Source organism: Pedococcus sp. P2_D9, from assembly GCF_056404275.1.
This window is the reverse complement of sequence record NZ_JBFUEI010000002.1, coordinates 19635-40351: the sequence shown is the minus strand read 5'-3', so window position 1 is coordinate 40351 and position 20717 is coordinate 19635. Positions and strand designations below refer to the sequence as shown.

Sequence of the window (20717 nt, the reverse complement as noted above, 5' to 3'; positions counted from 1 at the left end):
GGGTGTGAGCGCGCCCGCACCCCGTAGTTCCTATGCCAACGGCTCCGCGGCCAACATGGTCCGGTCCCTGGTGGTCATCGGCGTGATCGTGGCGGCGCTCATCGCCATCGTGCCCCGGGTCAACAGCGTGTCGCAGCCTCCGGTCGACGTCGCTGGAGCCTCCGTCGAGGTCGCCAGGGAGAGCGGCTGGCCGATCGACCGGCCCGAGGCGCTGCCCGACGGCTGGAAGGCGACCAGCGTGCGCTACGTGCGTTCCACGGGCGGCCTGATGACCTGGCACGCGGGCTACCAGTCGCCGACGGGCAACTACATCGCGATCGAGCAGACCAAGGACGCGACCGACGAGTGGGTCTCCGCCCAGACCAACCGGGCCACCAAGACCGGTGAGGTGCAGGCCGCCGGCAAGACGTGGGGCACCTACGTGCGCAGCGGCAAGCTGCAGAACAGCCTGGTCCACCGGGCGCAGACCCCCACCGAGCTCACCACGATCGTCACGGGCACCGGCACGTTCGAAGAGCTGACGGCCTTCGCCGAGACGCTGCGGCCGGTCGCGACCGGCTGACGCCGCGCCCGCGACGGGTCAGCCGGACCGGCCGGGCTGTTCGGCGTCGTCCTGGGTGAGGGCGGCTTCCGCTCCGTCGAGCCAGGTGCTGCAGTGCGCTGCCAGTGCCTCACCGCGCTGCCACAGGCGCATGCTCTCCTCGAGCCCGAGCTGTCCACCCTCGAGCTGGGCGACCACGTCGATGAGCTCGTCGCGCGCCTGCTCGTAGGACAGCTCCGCCACGTCGTCGAAGGCACTGTCCGTCTCGAGGGCACTGTCCGTCTCGACGGCACCGTCGCTCCCGACGGTGCCGTCGCTCTCGACGGCGGCCGCCGTCGCCTTGTCTGCTCCCTTGGCCATGGTGAAGGAGCCTAACCGGAGGAGTCCGGGAGCCCGACGACGCTCGCCGCGAAGTCACCACGAGCCACCCGAACCCGCAGCACCTCGTTGACCGTCACGTCGGCCTGGTCCATGACCACGCGTCCGTCGCGGTGCTGCACCACGGCATACCCGCGCTCGAGTGTGGACAACGGCGACAGGGTCCGCACCTGGGCTCGGAGGTGGGCGATCTGGTCGGTGGCGCGGTGCACGGACGCGAGCACGCGGCGGTGCGCGCGGTCGGTGAGTGCGTCCAGCTCCTGGCGGCGGGCGTCGATCATCGCGGCGGGCCGTGCCATCACGGGGCGGGAGCGCAGGGCGATGAGGTGCCTGCGCTCGCTGGCGATTCGCGCGTGCAGTGCGCGTCGTCCGCGGTCGCGGGAGTGGCGTACGCCATGGCGTTCGGCCTGCGCATCGGGTACCACCCGCTTGCCCGCGTCGGTCGGTGTCGAGGCGCGCCAGTCCGCGACGTGGTCGAGCAGGGGGGTGTCGACGTCGTGGCCGATCGCCGAGACCACCGGCGTGCGGGCCGCGGCGACGGCGCGGACCAGGGCCTCGTTGCTGAACGGCAGGAGGTCCTCGACCGACCCGCCGCCGCGGGCGATGACGATGACGTCCACCTCGGGGTCGGCGTCGAGCTCCTGCAGGGCCGCCATCACCTCCTGCACCGCCGAACCACCCTGGACGGCGACCTCGCGGATCGCGAACCGGACCGTCGGCCAGCGCCGGCGCGCGTTCTCGACGACGTCCTTCTCGGCGGCACCGGCCCGGCCGCAGATGAGGCCGACGGTGCGTGGCAGGAACGGCAGCGGGCGTTTGCGGTCGGCGTCGAACAGTCCCTCCGAGGCGAGGGTTCGCTTGAGGTGCTCGACGCGCGCGAGGAGCTCGCCCACCCCGACGGGCCGGATCTGGCGGGCGTCGAGCATGAGCGAGCCGCGCTGGGTCCAGAACACCGGCTTGGCCTGGAGCACGACACGGGCGCCCTGGGTCAGCGGGGTCGGCATCGCGTCGAGGGCGTTGACCTGGATCGCGACCGACAGCGACATGTCGACGTCGGGGTCGCGCAGGGTGAGGTAGGCGGTGCGCTGGCCCGGTCGGCGGGTGAGCTGGACGACCTGGCCCTCGACCCAGAGGACCGACATCTTCTCGACGTACTCGGCGATGCGCATGCTCAGCAGGCGCACCGGCCACGGCGACTCGGCCGAGGTGTCTGCGGCCTTCTCGGGCAGCGCCGGTCGCTGTTCTGGGCCGCTCACGCCGCTCACTCTAGGACGTGGCCACCGACAATCCTTCGGGTATGCCGCGTGGTGACCACGCCGCGTACCCTCACCGGCGATTGGGGTGCCGTGCGGAGGCAACCTACGATGGACCCATGACTGACGCCACGGAACGACCCACCAAGCGCGTGCTGCTCGCGGCCCCGCGGGGGTACTGCGCCGGCGTCGACCGGGCCGTCGTGACCGTGGAGAAGGCCCTCGAGCTGTACGGCCCGCCCGTGTACGTGCGCAAGGAGATCGTGCACAACAAGCACGTGGTCACGACACTGGAGAAGCGCGGCGCGATCTTCGTGGAAGAGACCGACGAGGTGCCCGAGGGCGCCACGGTCATCTTCTCGGCGCACGGCGTCGCCCCGGTGGTCCACGAGGAGGCCAAGGCCCTCAACCTCAAGACCATCGACGCGACCTGCCCCTTGGTGACCAAGGTGCACCGCGAGGCGGTGCGGTTCGCCAGCGACGACTTCGACATCCTGCTCATCGGCCACGAGGGGCACGAGGAGGTGGTCGGCACCTCGGGTGAGGCGCCCGAGCACATCACGCTCGTCGACGGGCCCGATGACGTGGCCAACGTGACCGTCCGCGACCCCGACAAGGTCGTCTGGCTGTCGCAGACCACCCTGTCGGTCGACGAGACCATGGAGACGGTGCGCCGGCTGCGGGAGCGCTTCCCCTCGCTGCAGGACCCGCCCAGCGACGACATCTGCTACGCCACCCAGAACCGCCAGCTCGCCGTCAAGCAGATGGCTCCCGACTGCGACCTGATGATCGTCGTGGGCTCCCGCAACTCCTCGAACTCCGTGCGCCTCGTCGAGGTCGCCCTGGAGCACGGCTCCAAGGCGGGGCACCTCGTGGACTACGCCGACGAGATCGACGAGACGTGGCTCGAGGGCGTGGCCACCGTGGGTGTCACGTCCGGCGCCTCCGTCCCCGAGCTGCTCGTCCGTGACGTGCTGACCTACCTGGCGGAGCGCGGCTACGCCGATGTCGCGCCGGTGGTCGCAGCCGAGGAGAGCCTGCTGTTCTCGCTGCCCAACGAGATCCGGCGCGACCTCAAGGCCCGCGGCCTGAGCGACAAGATGCGCCACGACGCGGCGTTCGAAGAGGCCGGCTCGCTCCACTGATGTCGAGCTGACCAAGGGCTTGGTCGCGTCCCAGGTGGCGCACGAGGAACGACCGGGCAGCGAGAGGTCGGTCACGACGCGCGCTGTCCAGCACGATGGTGACCACGAGATGGACCCGGCGCGGGTACCGTCTGAGCCATGATCGGCCTGACGAGTGCGCGAACGCGGCTGACGCAGCGGCTCGTCGCCCGGGCCACGGGTGGCGGGCCCGTCGACCTCACGAGCCTGGAGGCCGTCCCACGCCGGCTCCTGCGACCGTTGCGACGGTCGGGGCTGGACCCCGTCCACCGCATCGGCTCCTCGGCCCCGGACCCCGTGCACCGGCTGGCGCACATGTTCGGCATGAACATCTGGCTCGTGTCGGGCCAGGAAGAGGTCAAGGCCGTGCTGGCCGACCAGCGACGGTTCAGCAACGACATCCGGCCCTACGTCGGTGCGGCCGGGGCGAGTGTCGGTGGGCTCGGGTTCACCGACCCACCCGAGCACACCCGGTTGCGGACCCTGCTCACCCCTGAGTTCACCATGCGCCGGATCAACCGGCTGACGCCTCGCATCGAGGCGATCGTCGACGAGCAGCTCGACCAGATGGAGGCCGGCGCCCCGGTCGTCGACCTCGTCGAGCGGTTCGCGTTCCCGATCCCGTTCCTCGTGATCTGTGAGCTGCTCGGACTGCCGGCCGAGGACCGCGCGCGGTTCATGACCCTCAGCCACGCCAGGTTCGACGTGACGGCCGGCGGCGCGGGCGCCTTCGGTGCCATCTCGCAGAGCCAGGTGTTCCTCCTCGACGCCACCCGCAAGCAGCGGGCTGACCCGGGCGACGGTCTGCTGGGCCGGATCCTCGCCGCAGTGGGCGACGAGGTCGGCGACGAGGAGGTTGCCGGTCTGGCAGACGGTGTCTTCACGGGCGGCTACGAGACGACGGCCAGCATGCTGGCACTCGGCGCACTGGTCCTGCTGCAGGACCGAAAGCACTTCGAGCTGGTCCGCGACGAAGACAGCGCGATCGACCGGGTGGTGGAGGAGATGCTGCGCTACCTCAGCGTCGTCCAGATCGCCTTCCCCCGGTTCGCCAAGGAGGACCTCGACCTCTTCGGCAAGCGGATCCACAAGGGTGACGTCGTGATCGCCGCCCTCAGCCGGGCGGACCGGGACCACCGGGTCGGGCCTGACCTCGGCACCTTCGACCCGAACCGGCCACCGTCGCCCCACGTGGCGTTCGGCTATGGCTTCCACCGTTGCGTCGGCGCCGAGCTGGCTCGCCTGGAGCTGCGGATCGCGTTCCCCAGGCTGCTTCGCCGGTTCCCGGAGCTGGCCCTGACGGTGAAGCCGGAGACCCTGGCGTTCCGCGACAAGTCGATCGTCTATGCGGTGGACTCCCTGCCGGTCCACCTCGGGGCGGCGTCGAGGTCGTCGAAGGCGAGCTGAGGACGCTCCGCGTCGGCGGTGGCCGCCTCGATGAGCTCCATCGCCGTGAGGACCCGGGGCCCCGCCTCGAGCGCCTGGGGGCTGGGCAGCGGCTGCTCGACGATACCTGCCTCGTGCATCCTGCGTGCCGAGACGAGGACGCGCGACTCCAGCGCCCCGACCATCTGGTTGTAGGCCTCGACGGACCTCTGCAGCGCGGTGCCCATCTTCATGGTGTGGCTTCCCAGGGTGCCCAGCCGGTCGTAGAGGTCGCGGCCCAGGGTCATCACCTCCCGCGCGTGGGCCGTGAGGGCGTCCTGCTGCCAGGTGAAGGCGACGGTGCGCAGCAGGGCGAGCAACGACCCGGGGCCGACCAGCACGACCCGTCGGGCCATGGCGTCCTCGTGCAGGGCAGGGTCGGCCGACAGGGCGGCGGCGAGCATCGCGTCGCTGGGCACGAAGCAGACGACCATCTCGGGCGAGTTCTCGAAGGCGGTCCAGTAGTCCTTGGCGGCCAGGGCCGTGACGTGCGACTTCAGGGACGCCGCGTGGGCTCGTAGGAAGGTTGCGCGCTCACTCGCCGACAGGTCCTCCGCCTGGGCCGACAGGAACGCGCCCATCGGCGCCTTGGAGTCGATGACGAGGTACTTGTCCCCGGGCAGCCGCACCACCACGTCGGGGCGCACCTGACGCTGGTGCCGGCTCACGCGGCACACCTGCTCGTCGAAGTCGCACCTCGCGAGCAGCCCCGCGTGCTCGAGGACCCGGCGCAGCTGCACCTCTCCCCATGCACCGCGGACCGTCGAGGAGTTGAGCGAACCGGCCAGTGACTGCGTCTGGCGGCCGAGGGCGGTGGTGGTCTCGCGGACGGCGGCGATCGTGGTCTCGAGGGCGGCGAACTGGCTGGTGCGGTCGCGCTCCAGGGTGCCGACCTGCTGCTCGACCCGGGCCAGGGCGTCGCGCAGGGGGAGCAGTGCCGCTGCTGTCTGCGCGTCGTCGGAGACGGCCGCCTCGAGGTCGACCACGCGCTCGCGCAGCAGGTCGGACTCGGTGCGCGCCGACGCGAGGGCGGCGGCGCCGGAGGTGCGCGCGACCCACCACCCGGCCGCCGCGCCGACGACCAGGCCGAGGATGAGGATGCCCACGAGTTCCATGCGCCGACCTTCCCACCTGGCGCCGACAGCCGTGTCTAGGCTGGCCGGGTGCCCACCCCACACCTGACGGACGGAGACGACCTCAGCCTGCGTGTCATCGAGGACGACGGTGGCCTTGGTGACCACGCCTTCGCGGTCGTGTGGGAGGGCGAGCAGGTGGGGCGCATCGAGGTGATCGAGGACGGTTCGGGGGACGCCGACCTGATCTGGGCGGTCGTCGCGGAGTACCGCGAGGTGGGGATCGTCGAACGCTCCCTTCGCCTCGCCGTCTCCTGGACCTTCGAAACCCTCGATGTGCAGCGGATCGAGGCGCGGGTCGACGATGCCGACCGAGCAGGCGTGCGCGCTGCGCTTCGGGCCGGTCTGCGCAAGGAGGGGGTCGCGCGCGGTGCACTCTCCGGCCCGGGCGACCGCCGCGACACCATGGTCCTGGCCCGGCTGCGCACGGACGCCGCACCCGACAGTCGCGACGGCTTCATCGCGCTGCTCAACTCCTCACTCCCGACCAAGCGCGCCATCGCCCAGGGGGTGCTCCGGGACTCCGAGGGCCGGGTCCTGCTGTGCGAGCTGACCTACAAGGCCGAGTGGGACCTGCCGGGCGGTGTGGTCGACCCATCGGAGTCGCCGGCGCAGTGCGTGGTGCGCGAGGTCAAGGAGGAGCTCGCCATCGACGTGGAGGTCAAGGGACTGCTCGCGGTCAACTGGCTGCCGCCGTGGCGCGGCTGGACCGACGCGACGGTCTTCGTCTTCGACCTCGGGGTCGCACCTGACGACCTCATCGCCCGCACCACGTTGGAACGCCGGGAGATTCGTTCGCTGCACTTCGCGGGCGAAGAGGAGTGGGAGGAACGTGTCGCGCCCTACAACCAGCGCCTGCTCGCCTTCCTCGCCGTCCATGCGGGCCCCACGGCATACCTCGAGGACGGACTCCCGGCCCTGTGAGGTGAGGTCGACCACGTATGCCGCTCGGCAGCCGCCGCTGCGTATGCCGCGCGGCAGCCGCCGCTGCGGCGGCCCGGGGGAGTCCTGGGAGGGCCGTCTCCGTGGCATCGCCGCAGGTCAGAGGGCTCTTCGATGTGCATTGAGGGACTGTGCCCGATAGCCTCACAGGGTCATCGGGCCGGGGAAACCGTCGAACACGGAGTGCACCATGACTGACTCGAGCATGCCGCCGCTGACCGCGGACGACCTGGCCGCCGAGGGCGCCACCGCCCTGCCCGACAAGGAGGTCATCAGCCTCCTGGACCTGAACGCCGACCTCGACATCGGCCTCGACGCCGCGGCCCCCATCGACCTGGCGGTCGCCGCCAACGCCAACGTGGCGGCGCCGATCGACGCCGCGGTGGGCGCGAACGTCCTCTCCGTGGGCTCCGAGGCCCAGGCGCTCGCCGACCAGGGTGTCGTCATCGACCAGGGCATCACCGGCGAGGCCGTGGCGGACGCTGGTCAGGACTCGACCATCGACCAGGCGGCACCGGACGCCGCAGCGGCTGACGCGCCCGTCGACCCGACCACGCCGGCGAGCGGAGCCACGGACGCGGCGGCTCCTGTCACCAGCGACGGTGCGCTCGACGGCGACCTGCTCAACGTCGACGTCGACCTCGCCGCCGACCTCGACCTCGCTGCCCCGATCGCCGGGGCCGTGGCCGCCAACGCCAACGTCGCTGCGCCCATCGACGCCGCGGTCGCCGCCAACATCGGGTCGATCGACTCCGACGCCGCGGCGCTCGCCCAGCAGGACGCGATCATCGTGCAGCACATCGACGCCGACGCGAACGCGACGACCGACCAGTCGTCGGACATCTCCCAGTAGTCGGCGCGGAGTCTTCCTGACGTGACACCTTTCGAGGGCCGAGGGGCCCCCGCTGCACCGGCACCTGCCCCAGACCAGACCCGCGCAGGTACCGCACCCCCACTCTCCGATGGGGGTGCGGTGCCGGTGCGTGCGGACGGAGTGCAGCTCCTCGGCGCGGTGCCCGGGTCTGGCTACCGCGTCGCGCCCGCTCTCGTGCGCCGCGGCGACGGCCAGACGATCCAGCTCACTCCGCTGCTCTACGCCGTGCTGGAGCAGGTGGACGGCCGCCGGTCGCTGGCAGAGGTGGCCGAGGCAGTGGGAGAGGCCGTCGGTCGTCAGGTCTCCGCCGCGGACGTCGAGACGCTGTGTGACAGCAAGCTGCGCACCCTCGGGCTCCTCACGAAGGTCGACGGCTCGGACCCGGAGGTGCGCCGCTCGAACCCGTTGCTCGCGCTGCGGTTCAAGTACGTCGTCTCGGACCCGGAGGCGACCAGGCGAGTCACCGCGCCGTTCGCCCTGCTCTTCGCGCCCGTCGTCGTGGTGGTCCTCGTGGTCGCCTTCTTCGCGGTGTGCGGCTGGGTGCTGCTCCACAAGGGACTCGCGTCGGCCACCCATCAGGCCTTCGACCAGCCGGCCCTGCTGCTGGCGGTCTTCGCCCTGACCGTCGTCTCCGCTGGCTTCCACGAGTTCGGGCATGCCGCAGCAGCCCGCTACGGCGGGGCCACACCGGGGGCGATGGGCACTGGCCTGTACCTCGTCTGGCCGGCGTTCTACACCGACGTGACCGACAGCTATCGCCTGGGTCGCGCTGGGCGGGTCCGCACCGATCTCGGCGGCCTCTACTTCAACGCGATCGTCGCGGTCGCGATGTTCGGTGTGTGGTGGGCCACCGGATGGGATGCCATCCTCCTGATCATCGCGACGCAGGTGCTCCAGATGGTGCGCCAGCTGGCGCCGCTCGTGCGCTTCGACGGCTACCACGTCCTGGCCGACCTCACAGGGGTGCCCGACCTCTACCACCGGATCAAGCCCACCCTTGTGGGCCTGCTTCCCCGGCACTGGAACGACCCGGAGGCCACGGTGCTCAAGCCGTGGGCCCGGGCGGTCGTCACCCTGTGGGTGGTCGTCGTCGTGCCGCTGCTGCTGTTCTCCCTCGTGATGATGGTCCTGAGCTTCCCTCGGGTGGCGGGGACCGCGTGGGCGTCCGTCGGTCGGCAGTGGGCGCGGCTGGAGACCCAGCTCGGAGACGGCGACCTGCTCGCCGTGCTGGTGCGGGCGCTGTCCATCGTCGCCATCGCCCTGCCCGTCCTCGGTGTTGTCTTCATCGTCACCCGGGTCGTGCGGCAGGTCGTCGCGGGCACGTGGCGGGCCACGGAGGAACGTCCGGTGCGGCGTGCCCTCGCCGGCGTGGTCGCGCTGGCAGTGGTGGCCGGGCTCGCCTGGTCCTGGTGGCCGCAGCCGGGCACCTACCGGCCCGTCCAGGCCTACGAGCGGGGAACGTTGGCCGACGCGGTCTCGAGCACGCTTCGGTCGGGAGTGCCCGCCACGCTGCAGGAAGGTCGAGAGGGTGCCGGGCAAGCGGTCTGGCCGCAGGGGGCCGCCCTGCCGACGGCCGAGGAACCGGAGCTGGCCGTGGTCATGGTGCCGCGGAGCGGTCAGGCCCAGGCCGGCGAGGAGCCGCCGACCTGGGTCTTCCCGTTCAACCGACCGTTGCCGCCCGGTGAGGGCGGCAACCAGGCCATGGCCGTGAACACCACAGACGGGTCCACGCTCTACGACGTGGCCTTCGCCCTCGTCTGGGCGGACCGCGACACGGTGGCCAACACCAACGAGGCCTACGCCCTGGCGTCCTGCGCGGGGTGCCAGACGGTGGCCGTGGCCTTCCAGGTCGTCCTCGTCCTCGGGAATGCCCACGTCGTCGTGCCGGAGAACGTCGCGGCTGCCGTCAACTACAGCTGTGTCCAGTGCGTCACCGCGGCGCTCGCGACGCAGCTCGTGGTGACCCTCTCCGGTCCGCTCACCGAGCAGAGCAGCGCCGACCTCGGCGAGCTGTGGAAGGAGATCGCGGCCTTCGGAGAGTCCATCAGGGGCGTCCCGCTCAGCGAGCTTCAGGATCGGCTCACTGAGTACGAGCGACAGATCCTGGCGATCGTCCAGCAGGACCCGGCCTGGGTTGCCCCGGCCGGGAGCAACCCGTCGAGTCCGACCGCGCCCTCGACGGGCACCTCGTCCGCCACCTCGCCGTCAGGAGGCCCGGCCGGCACGGTGTCCCCGACCGCCGGACCCACGGGGTCGACCGGCAGCCCGTCGTCGTCGAGCACGTCCACTGGCCCGGAGGGCTCGACGAGCCCGACGGACAGCACGAACCCGACGGCCCCCTCGTCCGAACCCTCGCCGACTGCGTCAGCGGCCCCTGCGGACGTGGCGGAGGCCACGGCCACGCCCTGACGGGCGGCTGCGCGGCATACCCTCCAGTGACGTCAGGTATGCCGCGCGGCGCACGGATGGGAGCAGCGAATGGTCAACGGGGCCAGCGAGTTCGACACAGGGACAGCGGTTTCGGCACGGGTGGGGGAGCCTGGGGCCTACGACGCCGCCCTCGGCGAGGGCTGGCGGATCGGTGGGGGAGTCAACGGCGGGGTGCTGCTCGCCATCGCCGGCCGCGCCCTGGCCGCTGAGCTCGGGACAGCGGACGGCGACCGCCCCGCGCACCCGGACCCCCTGGCGATCAGCGCCTACTACCTGACACCCGGTGTCCCGGGCCCGGCGACGGTGCGCACCTCGATCGTGCGTCGCGGACGTGCGGTGTCGACCGGCCAGGCGTCCCTGCTCCAGGACGACGGCTCGGGGGGCGAGGTCGAGCGGGTCCGGTTCCTCGCGACCTATGGCGACCTGGAGTCCGTCGACGGCGACCTCACGACGTCAGCCCAGCCACCGGAGCTGCCTCCGCCGGACCAGTGTGTCTCCGCCGCGCAGGCGCCGCCCGACTTCCTCAAGCACGCGTCACTGCTCGAACGCCTCGACATGCGGCTCGACCCAGCCACCACGGGCTGGGCCGTCGGCCAGCCGTCGGGCAACGGCGTGATCCGGGGCTGGCTGCGCATGGCCGACGGCCGCGAGCCGGACCCAATGCTGCTGCTCCTGGCCGTCGATGCGCTTCCTCCGGTGGCGTTCGAGCTCGGGCTGCCGGGTTGGACCCCGACGCTCGAGCTGACCGCCCACGTGCGCGCGCGGCCAGCTCCGGGGTGGCTCAGGGTCAGCCTGACGAACCGGACGCTGGCTGGAGGCTTCCTCGAGGAGGACGCGGAGGTCTGGGACAGCGAGGGTCGGCTGGTGGCACTCTCGCGCCAGCTCGCCCGGGCGACGCCCCCGAAGGCCGGCTGACCGGCATACCCCTGCCCTTGCGTGGTCGGTCGGCGTGCGGGGCGCCGGTAGACTCTCGGCCTCGTGGCCCTCACTATCGGAATCGTCGGACTGCCCAACGTCGGCAAGTCCACGATGTTCAACGCCCTGACCAAGAACAACGTGCTCGCCGCGAACTACCCGTTCGCGACCATCGAGCCGAACGTCGGGGTCGTCCCCCTGCCCGACGCGCGACTGCAACGGCTGGCCGAGATCTTCAGCTCCGAGCGGATCCTGCCTGCGACGGTGTCGTTCGTCGACATCGCGGGGATCGTGCGCGGCGCCTCGGAGGGTGAGGGGCTGGGCAACAAGTTCCTCGCCAACATCCGCGAGGCCGACGCCATCTGCCAGGTGGTCCGCGCGTTCGAGGACGGCGACGTCGTCCACGTCGACGGCAAGGTCTCGCCCGCGTCCGACATCGAGACCATCCACACCGAGCTGATCCTCGCCGACCTGCAGACCCTCGAGAAGGCCGTGCCGCGCCTCGAGAAGGAGTCGCGGATCCAGAAGGAGAAGAAGGCGTCGTTCGACAACGCCGTGCTCGCCCAGAAGGTGCTCGAGGAGGGCAACACGCTGTATGCCGCGGGCGCGGCTGCCGGTGTCGACCTCGCCGAGGCGCGGAGCCTGGGCCTGCTCACGACCAAGCCGTTCATCTACGTCTTCAACCTCGACGAGGACCAGCTGGCCGATGCCGAGCTGCACGCCTCGCTGCGTGAGCTCGTGGGACCGGCGGACTCGGTGTTCCTCAACGCCAAGCTCGAGGTCGACCTCATGGAGATGGAGCCCGACGAGGCCATGGAGATGCTGGAGTCCTTCGGCGCGGAGGAGTCCGGGCTCACGCAGCTGGCTCGCACCGGGTTCCACACCCTCGGCCTGCAGACCTACCTGACGGCCGGTCCGAAGGAGTCCCGCGCCTGGACGATCGGGCAGGGCTGGACGGCGCCTCAGGCCGCAGGGGTCATCCACACGGACTTCCAGCGCGGCTTCATCAAGGCCGAGATCGTCTCGTTCGAGGACCTGGACGCCACTGGCTCCATGGCCGCGGCCAAGGCTGCCGGCAAGGTGCGCATCGAGGGCAAGGACTACGTCATGTCCGACGGCGACGTAGTGGAGTTCCGCTTCAACGTGTAGCGCATCTGTGCAGGTCCGTCGCTGAGCTGACCCCCGGCGCTCGGTCGCGAGCACAGTCACCGTGGTGGCGACGTCCCTCACGCAAAATACGCCAAACGCGCGATGACAAGGCTCACCCGGGCATGGAGAGTCGAAGCGTGGGCAAACGCAGTTCACGCCTGTGCAACCGCACCGCACTGGGCTCAGGTGGCGGGAACGGCCACGCGGGCTTGCGCGGGTGCATGGTCGGCCGCCCACCGACTGGTGTCCACCGTGAACGGTGAGCGGCGGGTGCCGGAGGCCGAAGATCTCATACCTTCGGGATCTTCCGGCGTCATGGAAGGCGGCAACCCCAAGGTCACTGCCCATGTCACCGTCTGCCCCTCGGGGTTGAACCCCGACGGAACCGCGCTCTTCGACGACATGCATGACGTGCTCACCGAGAAGAGAGCCGAGCCGCACTTCCTCTACGACCCCGTCACGGACCGGCTGGGTCAGTACTTCCCGCTCGACCGGTCTGCGCGGGCGCTGTCGAACGAGCTCAACCCTGACTTGACCGTGAAGCGTCGCACCAACGGGTCCGGGCTCGTCAACATCCAGATCGAGTTCATCGCCTGGCCGGGCCCGATCACCGACGCCCACGGCGTCACGACGCAACACGCGGTCTTCACGGACGAGTGGAAGCCAGGACCCGGCTACCGGGCCATGATGCGCGCGATCCACTCCTGGGGAGTTCCGGACCAGTGGAACGGCCGACTCTCGAAGACGCAGTTCGACCCCGTGCCGCGGACGTGGGCCAACTACAGCAGGGCCGGGTGGTTCGGCCACTGCCAGGTGCCCGGCAACGACCACTGGGACCCCGGCGACATCGACCAAGCCGCCATTTTCGCGGCAGCAGACGCCATGTTTATCGCAGCACAGGAGGATGACGTGAAACCCGAAGAGCTGATGGACTTCGACACGGTCCCGTCGCCGATGTTCCCGGACAACCCGACCGTCAGCGTGCGCTCCGCGCTCAAGTTCGCCATGCAGTGGTCCCTCGCGGGCCGCAACGCCGCGCAGGCCGCTGCCCGCGATGCGGCGTCGGGACTCGAGATCATCAAGGCCCTTGCTGCGGCACAGAGCAACCAGCTCACCGAGGCCGAGATCGAGGCCGCGGCCGAACGCGGTGCCCGCAAGGCGGTGGAGGAGGGCAATGGCCCTGTCTGATGCGCTCCGTGAGGAGTACAACGAGCTCTTCGCGTCCTGCACCGTCCGCGCTGCACGGGTGGCCACGATCGACGCGGTCGCCGACCGGGCGGTCGCGAACCAGAGCCGCTATGAAGCTGTCGCCAACAAGGTCGGAACCCCTTGGTACGTCGTGGCGGCCATCCACAGCCTCGAGTCGGGCCAGAGCTTCAACGGCCACCTGCACAACGGAGATCCGCTGACCGCCCGGACGGTCCAGTTTCCACCGGGCCGACCGACTCATGGCAACCCTCCCTTCACCTGGGAGGAGAGCGCCGAGGATGCCCTGAGGGGCCACGGTTTCCATGAGGTCGGTACCTGGACGGTCCCCGTGTTGCTCTTCAAGCTCGAGGAGTACAACGGCTTCGGCTATCGCGACTTTCATCCCGAGGTCCTCTCGCCGTACCTCTGGAGCTTCACCAACCACTACACCCGCGGCAAGTTCGTGTCGGACGGCAACTTCAGTGCCACGGCGGTCTCCGAGCAGTGTGGTGGCTTGGCGCTGCTCAAGCGGATGCTCGACCGACAGCTGATCCCGCCTGCGGACGCGGCTGGCATCTTGGCAGTCGAGGTCGACACGACCCCAGAGGAGCTGATGGACTTCGACACCGTCCCGTCGCCGATGTTCCCGGACAACCCGACCGTCAGCGTGCGCTCCGCGCTCAAGTTCGCCATGCAGTGGTCCCTCGCAGGCCGCAACGCGGCGCAGGCCGCTGCCCGCGATGCGGCGTCCGGACTCGAGATCATCAAGGCCCTTGCTGCGGCACAGAGCAACCAGCTCACCGACGCCGAGATCCAGGCCGCGGCCGAACGCGGTGCCCGCAAGGCGCTGGATGCCGAGGACCCACCCGCCTGACTCACACCTCGAGGACCTTGAGCTGGTTGGTCCAGAGCCGGCCGAAGGCGAAGAGCTGCAGGGTGAACAGCAAACCTGCAGGTCAGGCCCGAGTAAATCGTCGGTCGTCTCCGGTGTGGCAGCCGGATCCTCGTCACTTGGGGCACTAGACCAAGCGTGTGAGCACCCAGATCCACCGCAAGCAGCACCCGGGCGAGGTCCGCCTTCCCGCAGCCCTGGCGGTCCTCGTGGCCATCAGCCTCTACGCAGCCTTGCCTGCGGGACTGGTGCTCGGCCCGCGCCTTGCCGTGCCCGTGCTCGAAGCGGTGCTGTTCATCCCGCTCGTGGCCGCCAACCCGCGCCGGATGACCCGTGACAACCGCTGGCTGCGCAGGGTCTCGATCGCGTTGGTGCTGCTCATCGCCGCGACGAACGCCGGTTCCCTGGTCCTGCTCGTGCGAGCCCTGGTGGGCGGAACCGCCGAGGATGGACCCGGACTGCTGCTCGCCGCTGGTCAGGTGTGGCTGACCAACGTCCTGGTCTTCGCGCTCGCCTACTGGGAGCTGGACCGCGGCGGTCCGGTCAAGCGCACGCAGACCGCACGGCCGGGCCTTCCGGTGGCGGACTTCCGCTTCCCGCAGGACGAGGACCACGACGCGATCTACGAGGTGGCCGCCCGCTCGGCGGCCAAGTCGGGGTGGGTGCCGGGGTTCGTCGACTACCTGTACGTCTCGGTGACGAACTCCTCGGCGTTCAGCCCGACGGACACCATGCCGCTGTCGCCGCGCGCCAAGATGTTGATGGCACTCGAGTCGGTCTCCGCCCTCATGCTGTCGGTCCTCGTCATCGCGCGCGGGGTCAGCCTGCTGAAGTAGGGGCTGCGCGGGCGTCGCCGTCGCGAGTCCGGTCAGGTTTGGATCGTCTGTTTGGGCAGGATTGTCCCGTTCGGTCCACGAGGATGTCGGCCCCGCCTAGCGTTGCGGCATTGCCACCTCGCCGAGCGAAAGTGCCTGTCCCGCCTCATGATCCGCCGTCCTGACCTCCACTGGCCCACCGCTGCCGGTGCACTCTTGACGGCGCTTGTCGTGTCGGCCTGCGGCCCGGCGGTTGCCGACTCGCTGAGCCCCGACACCTCAGCGGGGCCGGCGTCTGCGTCCGCAACGCCGACCGTCGCCGTCGCCGCCTCCTCGTCGTCAGCGACCTCGAGCACCGAGCCGCCAACGGCGCAGACGCCCGCCGCAGGCCTCCTCCCGACGGACCCCACCCCGAGGGCCACCCCGCAGGCCACGCCCACGCCGAGCAGGACCGTCCGACCCGGCACCGCGGTCACCACGCTGGCCACGCTGGTCATCAAGGGACGAGCGCCCAGGACCGGCTACGACCGTGCCCGCTTCGGCCAGGCCTGGGCCGATGTCGACCGCAACGGCTGCGACACCCGCAACGACATCCTTCGCCGCGACCTCGAGCGCTTCACCCTCAAGGCCGGCACCCACGGCTGCCTCGTCCTCATGGGCACGCTGAACGACCCCTACACCAGCTCCACGATCAGCTTCGTCCGCGGGCAGGGCACCTCGAACGCCGTCCAGATCGACCACGTCGTCGCCCTGTCGGACGCCTGGCAGAAGGGCGCCCAGCAGTGGTCGCTGACCCGGCGGACAGCCTTCGCCAACGACCCGCTCAACCTGCTCGCCGTCGACGGGCCCACGAACCTGCGCAAGGGTGACGGAGACGCCGCCACCTGGCTGCCGCCGCGCAAGGCCACCCGCTGCGCCTACGTGGCCCGCCAGATCGCGGTGAAGCACCGCTACGGACTGACGGTGACCACCGCGGAGCGGGACGCCATGGTGCGGGTGCTCACGGCCTGTCCCGGGCAGCCACTGCCCAAGGCTGGGGCCATCCCGCTCGGCGGTGGCCGCGAGCAGGCTGCCCCGACACCCAGCCGGACCACCACCCCCGAGCCCTCCACCTCCGGCGGCACCGACCCCAGGTTCGGCACCTGCCGCGAGGCCAACGCGGCAGGCTACGGCCCCTACCGCAGCGGCATCGACCCCGAGTACGGCTGGTACCAGGACCGCGACCACGACGGGATCGTCTGCGAACGGTGACGTCACCACCGGACGCCACCCGACGTGGGGACTCTGGCAGATTGGGTCCATGACCGTCTCGGTGCCCGTGGGGTGTCGCGTGTGGGTCCTGCTCGAGGGCGCCAGCGACGCGGCGGCCGTGCGGGTGGTGGCCGAGCGCTCGGGGGTCAGCCTCGCGGACGAGGGCATCCAGCTGGTCGACATGCACGGGGCCACCAACATCCGGCGGCATCTGCTGGCCGCGGCCGAAGCCGCCGACAGCCCGCGCGTGCTGGGCATGTGCGACGCCCCCGAGGCGCGCTTCTTCGTCCGCGCGCTTCGACGAGTCGGGTGTGCCGTCGCGACCGTGGACGAGCTCCCGTGGTGGGGCTTCCAGGTCTGCGACCGCGATCTCGAGGACGAGCTGATGAGAGACCTGGGCGAGCACGGTCTCCGCACCCTGCTGGACGACCTCGGCCTCACGCAGCGGTTCGCCATGCTCACCCAGCAGCCCGCCTGGGTGTCCGGGAGCTTCCACGAACAGGTGCACCGGTTCGCCGGTGCGGCATCCGGACGCAAGGAGCTCATGGCGGCCGCGATGGCGGCGACGCTGGACATGGCTGCGCTGCCCACCCCCCTCGCCGGCCTGATCGAGGCACTGACCGGCGCCGGGCCGACGTTCGAGCAGCTCCGTGGTGCGCCCCCGGACCAGTTCGGCGACCGGCTTGCCGACCGGCTCGGCGACTGACGCCGGAGTCCCGTCTGCCCGCCAGACCGCCCGGGTGAGGTCCACAGCAACCCCACAGCGGCGGCATACCGGGGCCGGAGCCCGACCACCGAGGGTGGAGCCATGACCACCGCAGCCGCCACCCTCCGTCCCGTGCCCCTCACGTCAGCCGCCGTGCGTCCGGTGTCCTTCCGTCAGCGCAGCCATCGCCTCGCAGCCACCGCCCTCGTCCTGGCCGGGCTGTCCATCCCCCTCACGGGGACGGGCAGGGCAGTCGGCGCCACCCACGCCCCCGCCCAGGTCAAGGTCGCCGCCGTCGCCGATGCCGTCGTCGGAGCCGTCGCCACCGGCAAGCACGATGTGTAGACGCCGAAGCGACGACGCCCTCGTGGGGCGCCGCCGCTTCGGCGAAAAAGGTGCGGGATCAGCCGGCGTGGCTCACTCCGAACTCGGTGAGCAGCCAGGTCTGGACGACGGGGATGTCAATCCGCTGGAGGCCACCGAGGTAGCGGCAGTTGTTCGTGTAGCCGTAGCTCGTCACCGTCACCTGGTAGCCACCGTTGAACGACGGGCCTCCGGAGTCACCGAAGCAGGTGCCACCGCCACCACGCGGGTCGTTCTCGTTGCCGTTGACCTGCAGGACCTGCGGCGTGAGCTTCTGGCCCACCTCGTCGGTGACCCGACGCACGATCGGGTAGGACATCGGCGTCGGCTTCTGCGGACCGCTGGCGGCCTGACGCGCCTCGGTGCCGTAGCCGACCGCCGTGAACAGCGTCTTGTTCAGCACGTTGGGCGTGTACTTGTCGAGGTAGTTCGTCGGGGCGATGGTGGCTGGCACGATTCCGGTCACTGGGGCGTCGAGCACGATGACCCCGACATCGTTCCAGTTCCTGAGGTCGGTGAAGTTCGAGTAGCCCGGGTGGGTGTGCGCAGTGCCGCTGAGGTAGCCCGCGGCCGCGAGCTCCGCGGAGGTGTAGCCCGCGGCAGTGTCGGCTGCGATGGGAAGCGGCGACGGCGGCGCCTCTGCCACGACGGACTTGAACGTGACAAGGGTCTTGCCGACGGTCCCGTCGGTGCAGTGCGCGGCGGTGACCAGCACCGTCGGTGAGACGAGGGTGGCGCTGCAGCGGAACCGTCCGGTCCCGTCGTAGAACGCGATCATGCCCACGTTCGGGTGGGCGCTGCCGTCGAGGTCGCCCCCGGTGATGGCTGATGCGGCGAGGGTCGTGCCCCCGACCATGGCGGTGGTGATGCCGAAGACGGCCAGTGCGCGGCGAAGCTTCATGCGGACTCCCTGCGGTCGTGTCGCCCCGGTGGGCGACGACCCGCATTCAACAGCGAGCCTCGCCACCTGTCCAGACTCATCGAGGGGATTCCCCGCAGGTATGCCGTGTGCTCACGTGTGCCGCGTGCTCACCCGTGCGAGCTGCTCGCCGCCGGGTGTTCGGCCTCCGCCGCAGCTCGAAGGCCGGGTGTCGCGCCAGTGTGGGCGACTCAGACCTGGGTGCCGACGAGGGCGCCGATGCCGTAGGTGACCAGCATCGCCAGGACGCCACCGGCAACGTTGCGCAGCACCGCGGGTCGCGGAGGCGCCTCGCCGAGCCTGGCGCTTCCCCACCCGGTGAGGGCCAAGGCGGTCACGACGGCCACCGCGGTCACCCAGACGCGGGCGCCGATCGGTGGCAGCAGGATCGCTACGAGGGGCAGCAGGGCGCCGAGGGTGAACGACACCATCGACGCGAAGGCGGCGTGCCAGGGGTTGGTCAGCTCCTCCGGGTCGATGCCCAGCTCGGCCTCGGCGTGAGCGCCCAGCGCGTCGTGGGCGGTGAGCTGGCGCGCCACCTCGGCGGCGAGGCCGGGCGTGAGCCCCTTGTCCTGGTAGATCTGGGTGAGCTCCTCGAGCTCCTCCTCGGGCATGTCCCGCAGCTCGCCGCGCTCCTTGTCCAGCAAGGCCTGCTCCGTGTCACGTTGGGTGCTGACCGAGACGTACTCGCCCGCGGCCATGCTCATCGCGCCAGCGGCCAGCCCTGCGATCCCGGCCGTCGCGATGGTCGAGCGCTCGACAGTGGCGGCAGCGACACCGATCACGATGCCTGCCGTGGAGACGATGCCGTCGTTGGCTCCGAGCACGCCGGCGCGCAGCCAGTTCAGGCGGGCCCCGATGCCATGGCTGTGCTCCTCACCCTCGTGCGGCTCGAGCTCGGCGGCCACGGCCTCAGCCACCGCTGGTCGCCCCCAGCCGTGCCGATGCCTGGGCCACGCGGTGGGCGAGCTCGACGTCCAGCTGGGTGAGTCCGCCCTCGGAGTGGGTCGACAGCACGAACTTGACTGTGCGCCAACGGATGTCGATGTCTGGGTGGTGGTCCATGCCCTCGGCTTCGATCGCGACCTCGTCAACCAGTCGGATCGCCGTGGGGAAGTCCGGCGCCTCGTAGCTCGCCGAGATCTCGTCACCGTCGCGGGTCCACCCTGGCAGGTCGCCCAGCTGGCGCCCGATCTCCTCGTCAGTCAGCAGTCGGCTCATGCCTCCTACTCTGGCAAGGAAGTCCGCACCTGTCACCGAAGCCGAGCCTCACCTCACCCGCCGGCTGCGGGGGCTGCCGGTGAGACGTTCTCGGGGAAGTGGCAGGCGACCTGGTGCCGCGGGGCGAGGTCGACCAGGGGTGGTTCCTGCGTGCTGCAGATCTCCTGGGCCTTCCAGCAGCGTGTGTGGAAGCGGCAGGCCGGCGGCGGGTTGATCGGGCTCGGGACGTCGCCCTGGAGGCGGATCCTCTCGCGCTTGGTCCGGCGGCTGGTGTCCGGGATCGGCACGGCCGACAGCAGTGCGGTCGTGTAGGGGTGCATGGGGCGCGTGTAGAGGTCGTCACGGTCGGCCAGCTCGACGATCTTGCCGAGGTACATGACGGCGACGCGGTCGGACATGTGCCGCACGACCGACAGGTCGTGGGCGATAACCACGTAGGTCAGGCCGAGCTCGTTCTGGAGGTCCTCCAGCAGGTTGATGACCTGGGCCTGGATCGAGACGTCGAGGGCCGACACCGGCTCGTCGGCGACGATCAGCTTGGGCCGCAGGGCGAGCGAGCGGGCGATGCCGATGCGCTGCCGCTGGCCGCCGGAGAACTCGTGCGGGTAGCGGTTGTAGTGCTCGGGGTTGAGCCCCACCAGCTCCAGCAGCTCCTGCACCGCCTTCTTGGTGCCCTGCTTGGGCTTGACCCTCTGGAGCTGGAAGGGGGCGCCCACGATGGTGCCGACCGTGTGCCGTGGGTTCAGCGAGCCGTAGGGGTCCTGGAAGATGATCTGGACGTCACGGCGCAGCGGCCGCATCTTCCCTGTCGACAGGTGCGTGATGTCCCGGCCGTCGAACACGATCTTGCCGTCCGTGGGCTCGATCAGCCGGGTGAGCATCCGACCCGTCGTGGTCTTGCCGCAACCGGACTCGCCGACCAGCGAGAGCGTCTCGCCCCTGGCGACGTCGAAGGTGAGACCGTCGACTGCCTGCACGGCCCCGACCTGACGCTGCAGGAGCCCGCGCCTGATGGGGAAGTGCTTGGTCAGGTTGGTGACCGACAGCAGCGCATCACCGCTCGTCGCGGGCCGCGACGGCGTGGCCTCGGTGGTGTCGGACGTTGTGTTCACGATGTGGCTCCCAGGTGGGTGGGGTCAGCGATGGGTTCGTCGGGCGG

The 20717-nt window shown here is 70.7% G+C and carries 21 protein-coding genes; 14 read left to right on the top strand and 7 right to left on the bottom strand.

What is annotated here, in order from left to right; all coding sequences use genetic code 11:
- The first annotated feature begins 4 nt into the window (after positions 1 to 4).
- The gene (locus tag AC1DXJ_RS02915) at positions 5 to 562 is read left to right on the top strand and encodes a DUF4245 domain-containing protein (RefSeq protein ID WP_477613477.1); all 558 of its coding nucleotides are present in this window, start codon (positions 5 to 7) and stop codon (positions 560 to 562) included.
- Positions 563 to 580: 18 nt separating this feature from the next.
- Here AC1DXJ_RS02915 and AC1DXJ_RS02910 read toward each other — a convergent pair whose 3' ends face one another.
- Positions 581 to 901, bottom strand: coding sequence for an exodeoxyribonuclease VII small subunit (locus AC1DXJ_RS02910; protein ID WP_477613476.1), 321 nt, complete (start codon positions 899 to 901; stop codon positions 581 to 583).
- Between the two features lie 11 nt (positions 902 to 912).
- A complete protein-coding gene (xseA, locus tag AC1DXJ_RS02905; RefSeq protein ID WP_477613475.1) occupies positions 913 to 2175 on the bottom strand; it encodes an exodeoxyribonuclease VII large subunit in 1263 nt (420 codons plus the stop codon).
- A gap of 116 nt (positions 2176 to 2291) precedes the next feature.
- Here xseA and AC1DXJ_RS02900 point away from each other — a divergent pair, with 116 nt between their 5' ends.
- The gene (locus AC1DXJ_RS02900) at positions 2292 to 3317 is read left to right on the top strand and encodes a 4-hydroxy-3-methylbut-2-enyl diphosphate reductase (RefSeq protein ID WP_477613474.1); all 1026 of its coding nucleotides are present in this window, start codon (positions 2292 to 2294) and stop codon (positions 3315 to 3317) included.
- Positions 3318 to 3455: 138 nt separating this feature from the next.
- Positions 3456 to 4742, top strand: coding sequence for a cytochrome P450 (locus tag AC1DXJ_RS02895; protein ID WP_477636310.1), 1287 nt, complete (start codon positions 3456 to 3458; stop codon positions 4740 to 4742).
- Here the strand turns inward: AC1DXJ_RS02895 and AC1DXJ_RS02890 are convergent.
- Positions 4679 to 5875 (bottom strand): DNA recombination protein RmuC, encoded by a 1197-nt coding sequence (locus AC1DXJ_RS02890; protein WP_477613472.1) that lies wholly within the window; start codon positions 5873 to 5875, stop codon positions 4679 to 4681. The two genes, AC1DXJ_RS02895 and AC1DXJ_RS02890, sit on opposite strands and share 64 nt — an antisense overlap.
- Before the next feature lie 48 nt (positions 5876 to 5923).
- Between AC1DXJ_RS02890 and AC1DXJ_RS02885 the strand changes: the two genes are divergently transcribed.
- The 11 genes from AC1DXJ_RS02885 (at position 5924) to AC1DXJ_RS02835 (ending at position 17400) form a co-directional block, all read left to right on the top strand.
- Positions 5924 to 6817: an NUDIX hydrolase gene (locus AC1DXJ_RS02885; protein WP_477613471.1), complete on the top strand. Its 894-nt coding sequence runs from the start codon at positions 5924 to 5926 to the stop codon at positions 6815 to 6817.
- A 208-nt stretch (positions 6818 to 7025) separates the two neighbouring features.
- On the top strand, positions 7026 to 7688 hold the full coding sequence (locus AC1DXJ_RS02880) for a peptidoglycan-binding protein (RefSeq protein WP_477613470.1): 663 nt from the start codon (positions 7026 to 7028) through the stop codon (positions 7686 to 7688).
- Positions 7689 to 7808: 120 nt separating this feature from the next.
- On the top strand, positions 7809 to 10118 hold the full coding sequence (locus AC1DXJ_RS02875; protein ID WP_477613469.1) for a zinc metalloprotease: 2310 nt from the start codon (positions 7809 to 7811) through the stop codon (positions 10116 to 10118).
- Between the two features lie 69 nt (positions 10119 to 10187).
- Complete coding sequence (locus AC1DXJ_RS02870) at positions 10188 to 11054, top strand: thioesterase family protein (RefSeq protein WP_477613468.1); 867 nt, start codon at positions 10188 to 10190, stop codon at positions 11052 to 11054.
- Between the two features lie 63 nt (positions 11055 to 11117).
- Positions 11118 to 12203 carry a redox-regulated ATPase YchF gene (ychF, locus tag AC1DXJ_RS02865; RefSeq protein ID WP_477613467.1) on the top strand — a complete coding sequence of 362 codons (1086 nt, stop codon included), beginning with the start codon at positions 11118 to 11120 and terminating at the stop codon, positions 12201 to 12203.
- A 315-nt stretch (positions 12204 to 12518) separates the two neighbouring features.
- Positions 12519 to 13391 carry a hypothetical protein gene (locus AC1DXJ_RS02860; protein ID WP_477636309.1) on the top strand — a complete coding sequence of 291 codons (873 nt, stop codon included), beginning with the start codon at positions 12519 to 12521 and terminating at the stop codon, positions 13389 to 13391.
- Positions 13378 to 14265 carry a hypothetical protein gene (locus AC1DXJ_RS02855; RefSeq protein WP_477613465.1) on the top strand — a complete coding sequence of 296 codons (888 nt, stop codon included), beginning with the start codon at positions 13378 to 13380 and terminating at the stop codon, positions 14263 to 14265. Before AC1DXJ_RS02860 ends, AC1DXJ_RS02855 begins: the two co-directional genes overlap by 14 nt.
- Positions 14266 to 14423: 158 nt before the next feature.
- Positions 14424 to 15119 carry a hypothetical protein gene (locus AC1DXJ_RS02850; protein ID WP_477613464.1) on the top strand — a complete coding sequence of 232 codons (696 nt, stop codon included), beginning with the start codon at positions 14424 to 14426 and terminating at the stop codon, positions 15117 to 15119.
- Between the two features lie 195 nt (positions 15120 to 15314).
- Positions 15315 to 16349 (top strand): GmrSD restriction endonuclease domain-containing protein, encoded by a 1035-nt coding sequence (locus tag AC1DXJ_RS02845; RefSeq protein ID WP_477613463.1) that lies wholly within the window; start codon positions 15315 to 15317, stop codon positions 16347 to 16349.
- 49 nt (positions 16350 to 16398) lie between these two features.
- Complete coding sequence (locus AC1DXJ_RS02840) at positions 16399 to 17055, top strand: TOPRIM nucleotidyl transferase/hydrolase domain-containing protein (RefSeq protein ID WP_477613462.1); 657 nt, start codon at positions 16399 to 16401, stop codon at positions 17053 to 17055.
- 102 nt (positions 17056 to 17157) lie between these two features.
- Positions 17158 to 17400, top strand: a complete 243-nt coding sequence (locus AC1DXJ_RS02835; protein ID WP_477613461.1) for a hypothetical protein — start codon at positions 17158 to 17160, stop codon at positions 17398 to 17400.
- A gap of 58 nt (positions 17401 to 17458) precedes the next feature.
- Here AC1DXJ_RS02835 and AC1DXJ_RS02830 read toward each other — a convergent pair whose 3' ends face one another.
- The 4 genes from AC1DXJ_RS02830 to AC1DXJ_RS02815 form a co-directional block, all read right to left on the bottom strand.
- Positions 17459 to 18319: a trypsin-like serine protease gene (locus AC1DXJ_RS02830; protein ID WP_477636308.1), complete on the bottom strand. Its 861-nt coding sequence runs from the start codon at positions 18317 to 18319 to the stop codon at positions 17459 to 17461.
- 209 nt (positions 18320 to 18528) lie between these two features.
- Complete coding sequence (locus AC1DXJ_RS02825) at positions 18529 to 19257, bottom strand: VIT1/CCC1 transporter family protein (RefSeq protein ID WP_477613459.1); 729 nt, start codon at positions 19255 to 19257, stop codon at positions 18529 to 18531.
- Positions 19250 to 19558 (bottom strand): 4a-hydroxytetrahydrobiopterin dehydratase, encoded by a 309-nt coding sequence (locus AC1DXJ_RS02820; protein WP_477613458.1) that lies wholly within the window; start codon positions 19556 to 19558, stop codon positions 19250 to 19252. The genes AC1DXJ_RS02825 and AC1DXJ_RS02820 overlap by 8 nt, the downstream gene beginning before the upstream one ends.
- A 53-nt stretch (positions 19559 to 19611) precedes the next feature.
- Entirely contained in the window at positions 19612 to 20670 is a 1059-nt protein-coding gene (locus tag AC1DXJ_RS02815) for an ABC transporter ATP-binding protein (protein ID WP_477613457.1), read from the bottom strand.
- Positions 20671 to 20717 lie beyond the last annotated feature (47 nt).

Coding starts and splice junctions, on each gene's coding strand:
- AC1DXJ_RS02910 (WP_477613476.1), bottom strand. CDS start 901: ATGGCCAAGGGAGCAGACAAGGCGACGGCGGCCGCCGTCGAGAGCGAC.
- AC1DXJ_RS02900 (WP_477613474.1), top strand. CDS start 2,292: ATGACTGACGCCACGGAACGACCCACCAAGCGCGTGCTGCTCGCGGCC.
- AC1DXJ_RS02895 (WP_477636310.1), top strand. CDS start 3,456: ATGATCGGCCTGACGAGTGCGCGAACGCGGCTGACGCAGCGGCTCGTC.
- AC1DXJ_RS02890 (WP_477613472.1), bottom strand. CDS start 5,875: ATGGAACTCGTGGGCATCCTCATCCTCGGCCTGGTCGTCGGCGCGGCG.
- AC1DXJ_RS02880 (WP_477613470.1), top strand. CDS start 7,026: ATGACTGACTCGAGCATGCCGCCGCTGACCGCGGACGACCTGGCCGCC.
- AC1DXJ_RS02870 (WP_477613468.1), top strand. CDS start 10,188: ATGGTCAACGGGGCCAGCGAGTTCGACACAGGGACAGCGGTTTCGGCA.
- AC1DXJ_RS02860 (WP_477636309.1), top strand. CDS start 12,519: ATGGAAGGCGGCAACCCCAAGGTCACTGCCCATGTCACCGTCTGCCCC.
- AC1DXJ_RS02855 (WP_477613465.1), top strand. CDS start 13,378: ATGGCCCTGTCTGATGCGCTCCGTGAGGAGTACAACGAGCTCTTCGCG.
- AC1DXJ_RS02840 (WP_477613462.1), top strand. CDS start 16,399: ATGACCGTCTCGGTGCCCGTGGGGTGTCGCGTGTGGGTCCTGCTCGAG.
- AC1DXJ_RS02835 (WP_477613461.1), top strand. CDS start 17,158: ATGACCACCGCAGCCGCCACCCTCCGTCCCGTGCCCCTCACGTCAGCC.
- AC1DXJ_RS02830 (WP_477636308.1), bottom strand. CDS start 18,319: ATGAAGCTTCGCCGCGCACTGGCCGTCTTCGGCATCACCACCGCCATG.
- AC1DXJ_RS02820 (WP_477613458.1), bottom strand. CDS start 19,558: ATGAGCCGACTGCTGACTGACGAGGAGATCGGGCGCCAGCTGGGCGAC.